Source organism: Pseudomonas putida (genome assembly GCA_041071465.1).
In the GTDB taxonomy this organism is placed as follows: Bacteria; Pseudomonadota; Gammaproteobacteria; order Pseudomonadales; family Pseudomonadaceae; genus Aquipseudomonas; species Aquipseudomonas putida_P.
The window spans coordinates 6,005,069-6,019,589 of sequence record CP163498.1; the positions used below are offsets into that span (position 1 = coordinate 6,005,069).

Consider the following 14,521-nt stretch of genomic DNA (forward strand, 5'->3'; position numbering starts at 1 on the left):
TCACCCAGGTAGCCGTTTTTTTTTGCTGTACCTTGCATTTCAGGGCTGCGCGGGAGAAAGCAGGGTCCAGTAGCCATTCATGTGCGCGGAGACCTGCAAGGCATAGGTCGACTCCAGCATGCTCAGGCTGCGCCTGGTATCGCTGACCGGAAAGGCCCCCGAAATGCGCAGGCCGGCAATGCGAGGGTCGCAGCGAATGAAGCCCCGTTGGTAGCGCGCCAGCTCGGCCACAAATTCGTCCAGCCGCATGCTGTCTGCCAGCAGCATGCCTTGGGTCCAGGCCGTTGCAGTGAGGTCGACCGGCATGGGCCGGCCGACCTTGTACGCATTGAAATCGACCCGCTCGCCGGCCTGGACAACGGCGCCTGCATTGGCGCCTCCACCGGCGGGTTCGATGCGAACGGCCCCTTCGACAACGGCCAGCCAGGTGCGCCCATCCCGCTCTCGCACACTGAAGCGAGTACCCAAGGCTTGCATGCGCCCTTCCCGTGTTCCCACCCGTAGGGGCCGCGCCGGGACCACGATGTCGGGCGCAGTCTGCACCAGGATTTCACCGCGGCGCAGTTGAATGAAACGCTCGTTGCCATCGAAGCGGATGTCGATTGCAGAGTCGGTATTGAGGTAGACCTGCGTACCATCGGCCAGGGTGAGCTGGCGGCATTCGCCTACGCTCGAGCGATAGTCGGCGGCCCAACCATGTTGGTCGGTCAGCCTCCAGCTGGCCCAACCTGCCGGAAGCACGGCCAGCAGCAACGCCACCCGGCTGATCATCGCCCGACGGCCGGGGTCGGCCGGGCGGTCGAGTGCCGACATCGACAGCGCCGGCGGTAGACCTTCCAGCTTGCCCATCAGCCGTTCGGCACGCTGCCAGGCCTGCGCACGCGCCGGGCTGCTGCTGCGCCAGGCCAACCAGTCGGCCCGTTGCGCCTCGGTGACATCACCGGCACTCAGGGTCATCAACCACTCGGCCGCTTCTTCAAGCACTTCGGTATCCGCCGGGCCGGCACGCTGGACATCGACCATCTAGTCGACCAGCCTCAAGCACTGGAGAAACGCCTGTTTCATGTAACGCTTGATGGTGATGAGCGATACCCCCAGCTGTTCGGCAATGGCTGCGTACTTCATGCCGCCCAGCTGGGATAGCAGAAACGCGCGCCTGACCAACGGCGGCAAGGTGTCGAGCATGGCATCTATCTCGTGCAGGGTTTCCAGAATCAGCAAGCGGGCCTCGGGCGAAGGCACCTCGGGTTCCGGCAAGTGTTCAAGGGCCTTGAGGTAGGCACGCTCCAGCGATTTGCGCTGGCACCAGTTGGCAAGGATGCCGCCTGCGACACAGCTCAAGTAGGCGCGTGGCTCGTCAAACACCACGGTCTTCGAGGCCAGAATGCGCGCGAAGGTATCCTGCACCAGGTCGGCTGCATCCACCGCGTTGCCCAGGCGCCTGCGCAATCTGGCATGCAGCCAGCCTTGGTGGCCGTTGTAGAGTGCTTCTACATTGCGCAGGTGATTGTCGGAGCCAGGTAGCACGTCGCTCATGGGGGCGATTCTGTTTGCGCAAGTGAGAATTGTTTTCAATATTAAGGTAGCGTTTCAACACAACGCAAGTTCAACTACCGGGACACCACCATGTCTGACCCTGAAAGCACCCTGCTCGACAGTTGGCAGCACAACGCCCAGGCCTGGATCGATGCCGTGCGCAGCGGCGCCATCGAAAGCCGCCGGCAAGTCACTGACCAGGCCATTCTGCTGGCCATCCTCGGCCGTCAGCCCGAACGGGTACTTGACCTGGGCTGTGGCGAGGGCTGGCTGCTGCGCGCGCTGGACGACCGTGGAATCGAGGCTGTGGGCGTCGATGGTGACAGGGCTCTGGTGGATGCCGCACGTGCTGTGGGCGCCGCCGAGGTGCACCTGGCCAGCTACGCACAATTGGCCGAGGGCGAGGTTTACGTGGGCAAGGGCTATGACCTCGTTTGTGCCAACTTTGCGCTGCTGCACCAGGACATCATCCCGCTGCTGGCGGCAATGAATGACCTGCTGGTGCCGGGCGGCGCACTGGTGATCCAGACGTTGCACCCATGGAGCGTGGCCGGTGGGGATTATCAGGATGGCTGGCGGGAAGAATCATTTGCCGGTTTTGCGGGGGATTGGCAACCGATGCCGTGGTACTTCCGTACCCTGGCCAGCTGGCTGAATGCGCTGGACATGGCAGGGTTGAGGCTAGTCAGCCTGCAGGAGCCACAGCACCCGCAGAGTGCGGTTCCGCAGTCGTTGTTGCTGGTGGCTGAGCGCCGCTGATGCATACACGGTCGGTGTAGGAGCGGCCTTGTGTCGCGATGGGCCGCTAAGCGGCCCCAGGTTCTGTGTCGCGGCATCAATTTTCGGGGCCGCTTAGCGGCCCATCGCGACACAAGGCCGCTCCTACACGTTGGGGTCAGAGGACCGGCTTGCGCGCCGCGCCGCTACGGGCCTTGGCCATGGCCGCCAGGCGCACCGCGACGTTGGCCGCGCCGTAACCGGCATAGCCCCCCTTGCGCTGGATGATTTCGAAGAAGAAACGCTCTTCGAACGGTTCGGTGTACACGTGGAACAGCTCGCCGCCCTGGGCGTCGCGGTCATACAGCACGTTGTAGTACGCCAGCTCGCTGAGGAACTCGTCGTCGAAATCGAAGCGCGCCGCGAGGTCATCGTAGTAGTTGAGCGGGATTTCCAGCAGCGGAACCCCGGCCAGCTTGGCCCGTGCCACCTCACGGAAGATGTCATCACAATCGAAGGCGATGTGGTGTACACCCGACCCCCGGTAGCTGGACAGCGCATGGGCAATAGCCGTGTTGCGGTTTTCCGAGATGTTCAGCGGCAGGCGCAGGGTGCCGCACTGGCTGCGCAGGGCGCGGCTCTTGACCAGGCCATACGGGTCGGGCAGCACCACTTCATCGTCGGCGGCAAAGTCGAACAGGCTCTTGTAGAACAGCACCCAGCTGTCCAGCGACTCGGCCGGCAGGGCCAGCGCCATATGGTCGATGCGGCGCAGGCCGCCAGTGGCAGTGGCGCTCTTGTCCAGGCTGAAATCGGTGTCGTACAAGGTGTGGCCAGCAGTGCCCTGCTCCACCAGGTACAGCAGGCTGCCGTCCGGTGCACGTACCGCGGGTACTTCGCACTCGTTGGGGCCGACCAGGCCACGGAACGGCTGGCCACGGAAGGCGGTGGCGCGCTTCAAGGCGGCTTGCGGATCCTTGACCCGCAACGCGGTGGCGCACAGCGACGGGCCGTGGGCCTCGAAGAAGTTGTGGCCGAAGGAATACGGTTCGGCGTTCAGGACAATGTTGATATCGCCCTGGCGCAACAGTTGAACGTCCTTGCTGCGGTGCTTGCCGGCTTCGGCAAAGCCCAGGCGCTTTAGCCAGTTGCTCAGGCGCGCGCCGACGGCTTCGTCGACCGCGAACTCGAGGAACTCCACCCCATCATAGGCACTGGCCGCCGGCGGGGTGAACAGCACGCCAGGTTCGATCGGCGTGTGTTCCTGCTCCAAGCGCAAGCGGGTCTGTTCTTCGAGGTACAGCAGCGAACGCAAACCGTCGGCGGCATTCTGCCGGGTCGGCGCGGCGCGGAAGCCGTCGTTGAAAATTTCCAGCGACAGCGGCCCACGGTACCCCGTGGCAAGGATCGGCGCGAGGAAGCCGGCCATATCCATTTCGCCCTGCCCTGGGAAGCAGCGGAAATGGCGGCTCCACTCCAGCACATCCATGGCCAGGATCGGCGCGTCGGCCATTTGCACGAAGAAGATCTTGTCGCCTGGGATATCGCGGATCGCGCTTGGGTCGCCCTTCAGCGACAAGGTGTGGAAGCTGTCAAGGATCACCCCGAGGGCCGGGTGGTCAGCCTGGCGCACCAGGTTCCAGACTTGCTGATAGGTGTTGACGTGGCGGCCCCACGCCAGGGCTTCGTAACCAATGCGCAGGCCGCGCTTGCCGGCATGCTCGGCCAACAGACGCAAGTCGTCGACCAGCAGTTGCTCATCACCCAGGGCATCGGCCTGGACGTTGCTGCACACCAGCACCAAGTCGGTACCCAGCTCCTGCATCAGGTCGAACTTGCGCTCGGCGCGGTCGAGGTTTTTCTGCAGGCGGTCGCGGCGGCAACCTTCAAAATCACGAAACGGCTGGAACAAGGTGATGGCAATGCCCAGGTCGGCACACATCTGACGCACCTGGCGCGGGCTGCCAGCGTAATAGAGCAAGTCGTTTTCGAAGATCTCGACGCCGTCAAAACCGGCGGCGGCGATGGCTTCGAGCTTTTCCGGCAGGGTGCCGCTCAAGGACACGGTAGCGATCGAACGCTGCATGGCGGGAGTTCCTTGTTGTTAGAAAATTACGGTGCCGGTCAGGTAGAAACCACGGGCACAGTTTATGGCACGATCGATTATTCGCAGGTAAAGTCCTCGCTTCAATTCATTTGTACGGAATGGTTAGTTTTGCGTTCGATTATCGCACAAAACCCGTTTTGGCGAATTGCTAGACCGCTGGCCCGTGGTCAACATGAACCACAGACGCAGGCACACCGACCGTTGCCTCCTGCCTTGGCATAACCTCTGGCGGAACCTGCGCAAACAACAATAACAACGGAGACAACGATGGCTCACTCCAGCTCGCAAGCAAAGAAAGCGACCGCCAGTGGATGGATAGGCTCGGCACTCGAGTACTACGACTTCTTCATCTATGCCCAGGCCGCTGCGCTGATTTTCCCGCAGATCTTCTTCCCCAATACCGACCCGAAAATGGCCATCATCGCCTCGTTGGCCACGTACGGCGTGGGCTACCTGGCGCGCCCGGTCGGCGCCTTCGTGTTGGGCCACTGGGGTGATACCCGCGGCCGCAAGAACGTCCTGCTGCTGTGCATGTTCCTGATGGGCCTGTCGACCATGGCCGTAGGCCTGCTGCCCACCTACCACGACATCGGTTATCTCGCACCGGCCTTGCTGGTGGTACTGCGCCTGATCCAGGGCTTTGCCGTGGCCGGGGAAATCTCCGGGGCCAGTTCCATGATCATGGAGCACGCGCCATTCGGCCGAAGAGGTTATTACGCCAGCTTCACCCTGCAGGGCGTGCAAGCGGGCCAAGTACTGGCGGCGGCGGTGTTCCTGCCACTGGCTTACTTCATGCCTAGCGAAGCCTTCACCGAATGGGGCTGGCGCATTCCGTTCCTGATGAGCGCCATCGTGCTGATTGCCGGCTTCATCATCCGTAAGGAAGTGCACGAAACCCCGGCGTTCGTGAAAGAAGAGAAACAGGACAAGGTTGCCAAGTCGCCAATCAGCGAAGCTTTCCGCCACAGCTGGAAGCACATGGTGCTGGTGATGTTCATGGCGCTGATGAACGTGATCCCGGTCGTGGCCACCATCTTCGGTGCCGCCTACGCGGTGCAGCCGGCGTATGGCATCGGTTTCGACAAGAGCGTGTACCTGTGGATCCCGGTAGTGGGCAACATCGTCGCGGTGCTGGTGATCCCGTTCGTGGGTAACCTGTCGGACAAGATCGGCCGTCGCCCGACCATGATCGCCGGCTGCCTGGGCTCTGGTCTGCTGGCCTTCGTCTACCTGTATGCAATCAGCATCCAGAACGTGCCAATGGCGTTCGCCGCCTCGATCGTGATGTGGGGCATGGTGTATCAGGGTTACAACGCGGTGTTCCCAAGCTTCTACCCAGAACTGTTCCACACCCGCTACCGCGTTTCGGCCATGGCCATCGCGCAGAACATCGGCACCATGCTGACTGCCATGCTGCCGGCGCTGTTCGCACTGGTTGCCCCGCCTGGCTCGGACAATATCCCGCTGGTAGTCGGTAGCCTGGCGTTCTTCATCACCTGCGTGTGCGCCTTGGCGGCCTACATTGCCCCGGAAACCCACCGCCTGGCGATGGAAGACCTGGGTAACCCAGCGGCCAAGCCGATGGAGAAGGAAGCGTATGAAGCTAGCCGTAAAGGCAGCTTTCAGGCAGTGAGCCACTGATAGACCGCCGGGGCCGCATTGCGGCCCCGGCATTGTCAGCCTTCAACCACTTCCTGCAAGCGCGCCCAGAGCCGCTCGACATCCCCCGCTCAGTCGGCAACGCACCAACCGACACCCGCACCATCCACCGCCCATCCAGCGTCGCCGGCGTCACATACGCATCCCCAGACGCATTCAACCGCTCGGCCCAACCCTTGGTATGCGCATCCAGCGCTTCCCCTTCCAGCCCCGCCGGCCGATGGCGAATGCACAAGGTCTGCAATTGCACCGGCGCCAGCACTTCCCACTCTGCTTTAGCCCCCACCTGCCCTGCCAACCACTGGGCATTGTCCAGGTCACGCCGCAGCCGCGCCTGCAACGCGTCAACGCCCTCGCTGCGCAGCATGAACCACAGCTTCAGGGCGCGGAACCGACGGCCCAACGGGATCCCCCAGTCACGCAGGTTCTTCACCTCGCCGTCCACCGCCGACTGCAGGTAGCTGGGGTTGGTGCTCATGACCCGGATCAGGTGCTGCGGGTCACGGACGTAATAGATCGAGCAATCGAAGGCCACACCCAGCCACTTGTGGGCATTGACCACCACCGAGTCGGCCAACTCGATGCCGTCCCACATCCAGCGGCACTCGGGCAGAATCATCGCCGAACCTGCCATGGCCGAGTCAACATGCAGCCACAGGCCATGGGCCTGGGCAATTTCGCCGATCGGGCGCAACGGGTCGAGGGCAGTGGTCGTCGTGGTGCCGGTGGTGGCAACTACGGCGCATGGCTGGTTACCGGCGGCCAGGTCTTGCTCGATCGCCGCCTGCAACGCCTCGGGGCGCAGCGCGTAACGCTCGTCAGTGGGGATAAGCCGGATGTTGTCGCGGCCAAAACCGGCCAGCAGCGCGGCCTTGTCCACCGAGCTGTGGGCATGGGCGCTGACATACACGATCAAAGGCTTGGCTTCAGCCTGCAGGCCACCGCGTACCAAGGCGTAATCGGTGGCGCGTTCACGGGCGCTGATAAGCGCTACCAGCGTGCTGGTCGAAGCGGTGTCCTGGATGACCCCGCTCCATTGTCCAGACAAGCCAAGCAGTTGGCGCAGCCAGTCGAGGGTGGTTTCTTCCAGTTCGCTCAGGGCCGGGCTGGATTGCCATGACAGGCCCAGCACACCCAGGCCGGTGCTGAGGAAGTCCCCCAGTACCGAGGACAGAGTGCCGTTGGAGGGAAAGTAACCGTAGAAATCCGGGTGCTGCCAATGAGACAGGCCAGGCATCACCAGCTGGTTGACGTCGTCGAGGATGGCCTCGAAGGGTTCGCCTTGCTGGGGCGCGGCTGCGGGCAAAGCGGCCTTGAGGTAGCCAGGTTCGACCTGGGCCATGACCGGGCGTTCGCCGACGGTTTGGCGATAGTCGGCGATCAGGTCGATCAGTTGGTGGCCGTATTGGCGGAATTGTTCGGGGGTCACGTGGGGGCTCCTTTGGGTGATCCACTGCCACCCAGTCTAGGCACCCGTGCCCAACCGAATAACCCCGCGTTGTGCATACCTGCTATGGCGAACCCGCATGCCCGCCTTGCACGCCGAACTGCGACTGGCGCCACAGCTCGAACACGCGGTTGCGGAACCAGCGGTGCTCGGCCGAAGCCTGCAGCCTTTGGTGCCACACCACCCAGTAGCGCTGGCTGTGGTCGATGAAGCCAAGCGGCCGCCAGGCCAGGTCATGCAAACGGCATAACTGCCGGGCGATGTGCTCGGGAACCGTGGCCACGGCCTGGCTGTTGGCAATGACTTTCACGGTGGCGGAAAAGAACGGCACTTCCAGGCTGACCCGCCGCTGCACCCCCTGTGCACGCAGGTGGCGGTCGATGAAGCTGTCCTTGTCGCCACCGCCGGAAATGCGCACATGCTTGTGCACCAGGTAGTCGGCCTGGCTGAGTGCAGCATGCGCTGCCAGCGGGTGGTCGTGGCGCATCAGGCACACGGCGCGGTCTTCACCCAGCAAGCGCCCATGCAGGTTGGGTGGCGACTCGTCGAACAAGGTGGTAGCCAGGTCGATTTCGCCACTGGCCAGCAAGGCATACTGGCCAGCCTGCCAAGTGCGGTACTCCAGCGATACGCCTGGTGCTTCACGCTCCAGCGCCGCCACCAGCAACGGCAGCATGTGTTCGGCTACATAGTCAGAGGCCGCCAGGCAGAAGCGCCGCTCGCAGCGTGCCGGGTCGAACACTGCGGGCTGGCGCAGAGCGTGAAGTTCTTCGAGGACCTGGCGCAGCGGTTCAACCAGCGCTTCGGCGTGTTCGCTGAGTACGTAGCCGCGGCCTTGGCGCACCAGTAACGGGTCGTCGAAGGCTTCGCGCAGGTGGGCTAGCTGCCGGCTCAGGGCCGACTGGCTGACACCCAGGCGCTCGGCAGCGTGGCTGAGGTTTTTCAGCTGCAGCAGGTGGTCGAGGGTACGCAGGTGGGCGAGGCTTAGGGAGGCGAAGGTGGGGTTCATCGAGGGTTCGGCTCCAGACCGCAGGCGAGGGCTTTGCCCTCGTTTCGCGACACAAGGCCGCACCCATAGGGGAATGCATAACCTGTGTGGGAGCGGCCTTGTGTCGCGATGGGCCGTAAAGCGGCCCCGTTACGCAGATCAGTCAGTCAGACCAACGTACACGTTCTGCACGTCATCGTTCTCGTCGATCGCCTCGAGGAACGCTTCAACCTCAGCCAGTGCTTCAGCACTCAGGCTGGCTGCGCTTACCGGGTTTTTCGGGGTGTAGCCGATTTTTGCCGAGGTGACGGTGAAGCCCTGTTCCGGCAGCGCCTTCTGCACTGCGTCCAGGTCGGTGGTGTCGGTGATGAACAGGGTCGAGCCCTCTTCTTCACCTTCCTCGAAGTCCTGGGCACCGGCTTCGATGGCGGCCATTTCCGGATCAGCGTCAGCGCTTGCAGGGGTGGCTTCGATCAGGCCTACATGGTTGAAGTCCCACGCTACCGAACCGCTGGCGCCCAGTTGGCCCTTGCGGAACAGCACACGGATTTGCGCGACGGTACGGTTGATGTTGTCGGTCAGGCACTCGACGATCAGCGGTACCTGATGCGGTGCGAAGCCTTCATAGCTCACCGCATGGTACTGCACGGCATCGCCGTCCAGGCCAGCACCCTTGCGAATTGCCCGGTCCAGGGTCTCGCGGGTCATCGAAGCCTTCTTGGCTTGCACGATGGCCAGGCGCAGGCGCGGGTTCATGTCGGGATCGGCACCCGACTTGGCAGCGATCTGGATTTCCTTGGACAGCTTGCCCATGATCTTGCCTTTGGCATTGGCTGCTGTTTCTCTATGTTTGGCTTTCCACTGTGCGCCCATGTCGACTCTCTTGTTTCAGCGACCGGTTCAGGAAGCGACCGGCCAAAAGTGGGTGCATTTTATACGCCCTCAGGCATGGGATCGACAAGAAATCTCATCAGCCTTTATCGGCCTTGCCCGCCGCCGCCGCAAACCGCGCCAACCGCACATCCAACCGGCGCGGGCGCAAACCGCGATCTTCGGCGTGCTCCTTGCGGCGAATGGCATTGCGCACCAGCAGTGAGCCCAGGTAGCGGATCGGCTCGGGCGGGAACAGGCCCAGCGGCCCTTTGACCAGTGGCGAGCGGGTCCACGGGTTGTCCAGCCCCAGCGCCAGCGACGAAAGAATCTGCCCGCCCATATGGCACGGGCCAACGCCGCTGCCGGAGTAACCAAAGCCGTAGAACACGTTGCCCTGCCCGTCCAAGCGACCAAAGAACGGCAAACCGGTCACCGAGCGGTCCGACGGCCCGTTCCAGCTGGCCGCCAGTGGCACCTCGGCCAAGGCCGGGAAAAACCCGCCAAGGCTTTCGCGCAGCAAGGGGCGGTACGGCGACGGCTGGTCGAACACCGGCAACATGCGCCCGCCGTAGGCGAACGTGTTGCCGCCCTTGCCGAGCATCAGCCGGCCATCGGCGGTGTTGTGGTAGTAGTGCACGAAAATACGCGAGTCGAGCACGCTGATACCGCTGTCCAGGCCGATCTGGCTCAACAGCTCGGGGCACGGTTCGGTAATCACCATGTCGCTGGAGACAATCGCCACGCTGCGCTCGAACTGCGGGAAGGCCCGCGCCATCCAGGCATTGAGGCCCAACACCACGCGGTCGGCGCGCAGCGTGCCATGGGCCGTGCGCACCTGCACCGGGGCGCCATGCTCCAGGCCAGTCATGGCGGTACCCTCAAAGATACGCACGCCACGCTGCAAGGCCACCCGGCGCAAGCCACGCACCAGCTTGCCCGGCTGCACGGTGGCGGCGGCCGGCGAGAACCAGCCTTCCAGATGCCGCGCAGAACCTGCCAGGCGCTGCACCTGCTCCAGCGGCAGGCGGCGGAACGAGTTGATACCCTTTTGTTCCAGCGCGGCGATGACGGCATCGGTGGCACCCACCTGGGCTGCATTGGTGGCCGTGTACAGCGTGCCGTCCAGGCGGTAGTCGCAGTCGATGCCATTGGCTGCGCAGAACGCGCCAATGTCGCCGATGCTGCGCTCCGACTCACGCACCAGGCGTACCGCCTCGGCCACCCCGAACAAGCGTTCGAGGGTGAAGTACTTGGCCGACCAGGACAAGGCGCAACCACCATTGCGGCCACTGGCACCGGCGCCGCAGATGTCGGCCTCGATCAACACGATATCCAGGGCCGGCACCGCTTCCTTGAGCATCAGTGCCGTCCATAGGCCGGTGTAGCCGCCGCCCACGATGCACACATCGCAACGGGCATCGCCTTGCAGTGACGGGCACACCGCCTCCTGCGTCGATTCCAGGGCCTGTTGCAGCCAGAAGGGTCTCATTCGCTCGCTTTCCTTTAGGTACGCAGTGGCTTGATTGCCATGCTGGTGTTCGGTGCCACGTCATTGCTTTGCGCGCTGGTGGCTGGGCGGCTGTTCCAATGCGGCAGCAACACCAGCGCGGAGAACAGTGCACAGCCGGCGAACACGATGAACACCGTGACGCCGTCGAAGTAACCCGGCAGCAGCCCGCCCAACACCGCCCCCACCGAACCGCAGCCATTGACGAAGCCGGCCGCGGTGGCGCCGGCCTTGGCGGTGCCGAAGTCGATGGCCGCCGCGCCGCTGATCATCGAGTCCGGCCCGTACAGGGTCAGGCCCATGACAAACAGCAAAGCCACCACCAGGATCACACTGCCGGTGTGCATGGCCGCCATGAACGCCGCCAGGGTCACGGTCAGCAGCACCAGGCTGATCACGCAGGCCGGCATGCGCCGGGCGCCGAACAGTTTGTCGGAGGCCAGGCCGATCATGATCGGGCCAAGCAGCCCGGCCAGCTCGAAGGCGGTCGGGATGATTGCCGCGCCCACCTTGCCCACCGAGGGCATCTGCTCGAAGACGATCACCGGGCCCCACAGCAGGATGGCGTAGCGCGCAGGCTTGAGCAGGAAGTACGCCAGGCCCAGGGTCAACACCGTGCGGTTGCGCATGATCTCCCTCAGTGGCGCCCACACACTGCACAGGTTGTCGGCGGGGGCCATGCTCTGCGGCTCGGGCTCCACCGCCGGCAGGCCGACGTCTTCAGGTTTGTTGCGCTGCAAGAAGAAGAACAGCACCGCCACCAGCGCCACCACGGCTGCGCTGGAGAAGAACGCCGCATGCCAGGTGCCGACCAGGGTATAGGCCCACCAGCCGGCGAATGGCGAGGCCACCAGGCCGCCGAAGGCATAGCAGGAACTCCACAGCCCCAGCACCCGCCCGCGCTGCGAGGCCGGGAAGAAGCTGCCGATGTTCTTGCATAACCCTGCCCAACCGGTGGACTGCGCCAGGCCCTGCACCAGCATGCAGGTGGCGAAGATCGGGAAGGTGGCGTAACTGCCCATCACCACCGCCGCCGCCGCAGAAATCAGCAACCCACCGAGTACCACCACGCGTGGGCCGAAGCGGTCAGCAAGCATGCCCCAGGTGAACTGGCCTACGGCATAGGCGGCCAGGTAGATGGCGTCGAGGTTGGCCATGGCGGCCTTGTCGAGCATGAAGCTTGGGTCTTCGGCGATGCCCAGCTTGGCCACCGAGAAGGCTTTGCGGGTGAAGTAGAAGGCGGCGTAGGCCAGCCAGGTGATAGCGAAAATCTGGATGCGCCAGCGTTTGAACGCGGCTAGGGATTGATTCATGTGAGTCTGACCTCTTGCTCAAGTGTGCCGGCAGAATGTGAAGAAACGCCTGTCTTGTTCTTGTGTTACGCACAGCGATGACAAAGCTGTCATCGGGTCAGATGGCACCGTGTGGGCACCATGGCCCTGGCGGCATTCGTGGTGCCAGCGTCGGGCTGACATGCATGGAAACAGTTGCGCTAAGATAAATAAAATCGATTTATCGTATTACACACATAAGCCCAGCTTGTTACTGAGGTCGTCATGTCGGTTTCCCACGCACAACTCAAGGCTTTCCACGCGGTGGCCGTACACGGCAGCTTTACCCGTGCAGCGGAAAAGCTGTTTCTTACCCAGCCTGCGGTGTCGGACCAGGTGCGCAAACTGGAGGAGCGCTTCGGCGTTTTGCTGTTCCACCGCAACAAGCGCTCGGTACAGCTCACCGACCTGGGCGAGCGCCTGCTGGGCATCAGCCAGCGCCTGTTCACCTGCGAGGCCGAAGCCCATGACCTGCTGCAGGACTCGCGCGCGCTGCACACCGGCAGCCTGGTGCTGGCGGTGGATGCGCCGGTGCACGTGCTGCCGCAGATCGCCCGGTTCTGCCAGCGTTACCCAGGTATTCAGGTGAAAATCGAGACCGGCAATACTGACGAATCGCTGGCCCGGTTGTTCAGCTACCAGGCCGACCTGGCCTTGCTGGGCCGGGATGTCGACGATGAGCGCCTGCATTGCCTACCGCTGCGCCGCGACCCGATGGTGGCGTTTGTTTCGCACAACCACCCATGGGCCAGCCGTGGGTCGATCAGCCTGGCTGACCTCGATGACATGCCACTTGTGCTGCGTGAGCCTGGTTCAGTGACGCGCCAGACACTGGAGGAAGAGATGCAACGGGCGGGGCTGCGGATTCGTCCGGCGATACAGGTGGAGGGCCGGGAAGCGGCGCGTGAGGCGGTGGTGGTGGGGATTGGCGTGGGGGTGGTGTCGGCGGCGGAATTTGGCGCTGATGCGCGAGTGTGTGCGTTGCCGATTGTGGATTGTCAGCGGCATTTGACCGAGACGTTGGTGTGCTTGAGCGAGCAGCGCACACGACGCGTGGTGGCGACCTTCTTGCAGATGGTTGAAGAAGAGGCCAGTGCAGGCAACCCGACTATGCTGGGATAACCTCAGCCCACAAACCCACGCCCATGCTCTACCGCCTGGCCGCCGACACCCTGGTGCTGCTACACCTGGCCTTCATCCTGCTGGTGCTGTTCGGCGGTTTGCTGGTGCTCAGGTGGCGCCCTGCCCTGCTCATCCACCTGCCGGCCCTGGCCTGGGGCCTGGCGGTGGAATGCCTGCACCTGGGCTGCCCGCTCACCGGCTGGGAAAACCGCATGCGCAGTGCCGCCGGTGACGCAGGCTACCAAGGGGGTTTCGTCGAGCACTACATCTGGCCGCTGATCTACCCCACCGGGCTGACCCCGCACGTGCAACTGCTGTTGGGCAGCATCGTGCTGCTGCTCAACCTGTGCATCTACAGCTACGTGGCCTGGCGCTGGCGCCACCCTAGCGGGTAGCGATCACGAACAACCGCGGGAACGGCAACAGCACCTTGCCATCGGTGGCCGGCGGGTAGTCGCGCTGCAGGGCCTGCAGGTACATCTGCAGGAAGTCGACCTGCTCCTGCTCATCAAGCCTGGCCAGGTAAGGCCGCAATGCCGATCCCTTGAACCATTCCACCACCGCCTCGGCGCCGCCGGCCAACGGATGGTGATAGGTGGTACGCCACACGTCCACCCGCGCGCACAGCGGGCTCAGCAGGTCGTAGTAGAACGCCGCGCTGTGCCGTGGCGGCAGTTGGAAGTCAGCGAACTTGGCCGCCCAGGGGCCTTGGCTGGCGATTTCGCGCAACTGCCGGTGGGCCGGTTCGTCGAGATTATCTGGCGTCTGCACGGCCAGGCTGGCGCCTTCGCTCAACTGGCGCACCAGGTGCGGATACAGCGAGGCGTGGTCGGGCAGCCATTGCAGCGAGGCATTGGCCAGGATCAGGTCCTGCGGCTCGGGGGCCGTCCAGCCGGCAATGTCGGCGATGACCGTGCGTACCCGCGGGATGCACAGCCGCTTGCGCTCGCGAGCCTTGTCGATCATGTCTGGGTCGCTGTCCAGCGCTGTCACCTGAGCGTCGGGGTAACGCTGCAGCAGCACTTCGGTGGAGTTGCCAGGGCCGCAGCCCAGGTCGGTGGCGTGGCGCACCGGGCGTGACGGGATGGCGGCAAGCAGGTCGCGTACGGCGCGGGTGCGTTCGTCTTCGAACAGGGAATACTGGGTGGCGGACCAGGCCATGTGAAGCTCCTTGGGGCGGACAATGTGTTCAGCATATGCCATCTGTCGCCTGTGGCCACCCTCTAACGGTCCA

At 63.8% G+C, this 14,521-nt stretch carries 12 protein-coding genes and 1 pseudogene; 4 read left to right on the forward strand and 9 right to left on the reverse strand.

Annotation, left to right across the window (positions count from 1 at the left end; translation table 11 throughout):
- Window positions 1–39 precede the first annotated feature (39 nt).
- Entirely contained in the window at window positions 40–1,023 is a 984-nt protein-coding gene (locus AB5975_27425) for a FecR domain-containing protein (protein ID XDR20132.1), read from the reverse strand.
- On the reverse strand, window positions 1,024–1,536 hold the full coding sequence (locus tag AB5975_27430; GenBank protein ID XDR20133.1) for a sigma-70 family RNA polymerase sigma factor: 513 nt from the start codon (window positions 1,534–1,536) through the stop codon (window positions 1,024–1,026).
- Window positions 1,537–1,626: 90 nt separating this feature from the next.
- On the opposite strand from AB5975_27430, the gene AB5975_27435 reads away from it, so the two are divergent.
- Window positions 1,627–2,295: a class I SAM-dependent methyltransferase gene (locus AB5975_27435; GenBank protein ID XDR20134.1), complete on the forward strand. Its 669-nt coding sequence runs from the start codon at window positions 1,627–1,629 to the stop codon at window positions 2,293–2,295.
- Window positions 2,296–2,431: 136 nt separating this feature from the next.
- On the opposite strand, the gene quiC is transcribed toward AB5975_27435, so the two are convergent.
- On the reverse strand, window positions 2,432–4,339 hold the full coding sequence (gene quiC, locus AB5975_27440) for a 3-dehydroshikimate dehydratase QuiC (GenBank protein ID XDR20135.1): 1,908 nt from the start codon (window positions 4,337–4,339) through the stop codon (window positions 2,432–2,434).
- Window positions 4,340–4,627: 288 nt separating this feature from the next.
- On the opposite strand from quiC, the gene AB5975_27445 reads away from it, so the two are divergent.
- Window positions 4,628–6,001, forward strand: coding sequence for an MFS transporter (locus tag AB5975_27445; GenBank protein XDR20136.1), 1,374 nt, complete (start codon window positions 4,628–4,630; stop codon window positions 5,999–6,001).
- A gap of 35 nt (window positions 6,002–6,036) precedes the next feature.
- On the opposite strand, the pseudogene AB5975_27450 reads toward AB5975_27445, so the two are convergent.
- From AB5975_27450 to AB5975_27470, 5 genes and pseudogenes are all read right to left on the reverse strand, one after another.
- Window positions 6,037–7,448 (reverse strand): annotated as a pseudogene (locus AB5975_27450) (DOPA decarboxylase).
- 82 nt (window positions 7,449–7,530) lie between these two features.
- A complete protein-coding gene (locus tag AB5975_27455) occupies window positions 7,531–8,475 on the reverse strand; it encodes a LysR family transcriptional regulator (GenBank protein XDR20137.1) in 945 nt (314 codons plus the stop codon).
- A 138-nt stretch (window positions 8,476–8,613) separates the two neighbouring features.
- Window positions 8,614–9,327, reverse strand: coding sequence for a YebC/PmpR family DNA-binding transcriptional regulator (locus AB5975_27460; GenBank protein XDR20138.1), 714 nt, complete (start codon window positions 9,325–9,327; stop codon window positions 8,614–8,616).
- Between the two features lie 97 nt (window positions 9,328–9,424).
- On the reverse strand, window positions 9,425–10,816 hold the full coding sequence (locus AB5975_27465) for an FAD-dependent oxidoreductase (protein XDR20139.1): 1,392 nt from the start codon (window positions 10,814–10,816) through the stop codon (window positions 9,425–9,427).
- A gap of 14 nt (window positions 10,817–10,830) precedes the next feature.
- Window positions 10,831–12,147: an MFS transporter gene (locus tag AB5975_27470; GenBank protein ID XDR20140.1), complete on the reverse strand. Its 1,317-nt coding sequence runs from the start codon at window positions 12,145–12,147 to the stop codon at window positions 10,831–10,833.
- Between the two features lie 243 nt (window positions 12,148–12,390).
- Between AB5975_27470 and AB5975_27475 the strand changes: the two genes are divergently transcribed.
- Window positions 12,391–13,287: a LysR substrate-binding domain-containing protein gene (locus AB5975_27475; protein XDR20141.1), complete on the forward strand. Its 897-nt coding sequence runs from the start codon at window positions 12,391–12,393 to the stop codon at window positions 13,285–13,287.
- A gap of 23 nt (window positions 13,288–13,310) precedes the next feature.
- Window positions 13,311–13,682, forward strand: coding sequence for a DUF2784 domain-containing protein (locus AB5975_27480; protein ID XDR20142.1), 372 nt, complete (start codon window positions 13,311–13,313; stop codon window positions 13,680–13,682).
- On the opposite strand, the gene tam is transcribed toward AB5975_27480, so the two are convergent.
- Window positions 13,672–14,448 (reverse strand): trans-aconitate 2-methyltransferase, encoded by a 777-nt coding sequence (gene tam, locus AB5975_27485; protein XDR20143.1) that lies wholly within the window; start codon window positions 14,446–14,448, stop codon window positions 13,672–13,674. The genes AB5975_27480 and tam overlap by 11 nt on opposite strands.
- Between the last annotated feature and the right edge of the window lie 73 nt (window positions 14,449–14,521).

Excerpts from the sequence above, each read along its gene's own strand:
- AB5975_27425 (XDR20132.1), bottom strand. The coding sequence starts at position 1,023 with ATGGTCGATGTCCAGCGTGCCGGCCCGGCGGATACCGAAGTGCTTGAA.
- AB5975_27430 (XDR20133.1), bottom strand. The coding sequence starts at position 1,536 with ATGAGCGACGTGCTACCTGGCTCCGACAATCACCTGCGCAATGTAGAA.
- AB5975_27435 (XDR20134.1), top strand. The coding sequence starts at position 1,627 with ATGTCTGACCCTGAAAGCACCCTGCTCGACAGTTGGCAGCACAACGCC.
- quiC (XDR20135.1), bottom strand. The coding sequence starts at position 4,339 with ATGCAGCGTTCGATCGCTACCGTGTCCTTGAGCGGCACCCTGCCGGAA.
- AB5975_27445 (XDR20136.1), top strand. The coding sequence starts at position 4,628 with ATGGCTCACTCCAGCTCGCAAGCAAAGAAAGCGACCGCCAGTGGATGG.
- AB5975_27455 (XDR20137.1), bottom strand. The coding sequence starts at position 8,475 with ATGAACCCCACCTTCGCCTCCCTAAGCCTCGCCCACCTGCGTACCCTC.
- AB5975_27460 (XDR20138.1), bottom strand. The coding sequence starts at position 9,327 with ATGGGCGCACAGTGGAAAGCCAAACATAGAGAAACAGCAGCCAATGCC.
- AB5975_27465 (XDR20139.1), bottom strand. The coding sequence starts at position 10,816 with ATGAGACCCTTCTGGCTGCAACAGGCCCTGGAATCGACGCAGGAGGCG.
- AB5975_27470 (XDR20140.1), bottom strand. The coding sequence starts at position 12,147 with ATGAATCAATCCCTAGCCGCGTTCAAACGCTGGCGCATCCAGATTTTC.
- AB5975_27475 (XDR20141.1), top strand. The coding sequence starts at position 12,391 with ATGTCGGTTTCCCACGCACAACTCAAGGCTTTCCACGCGGTGGCCGTA.
- AB5975_27480 (XDR20142.1), top strand. The coding sequence starts at position 13,311 with ATGCTCTACCGCCTGGCCGCCGACACCCTGGTGCTGCTACACCTGGCC.
- tam (XDR20143.1), bottom strand. The coding sequence starts at position 14,448 with ATGGCCTGGTCCGCCACCCAGTATTCCCTGTTCGAAGACGAACGCACC.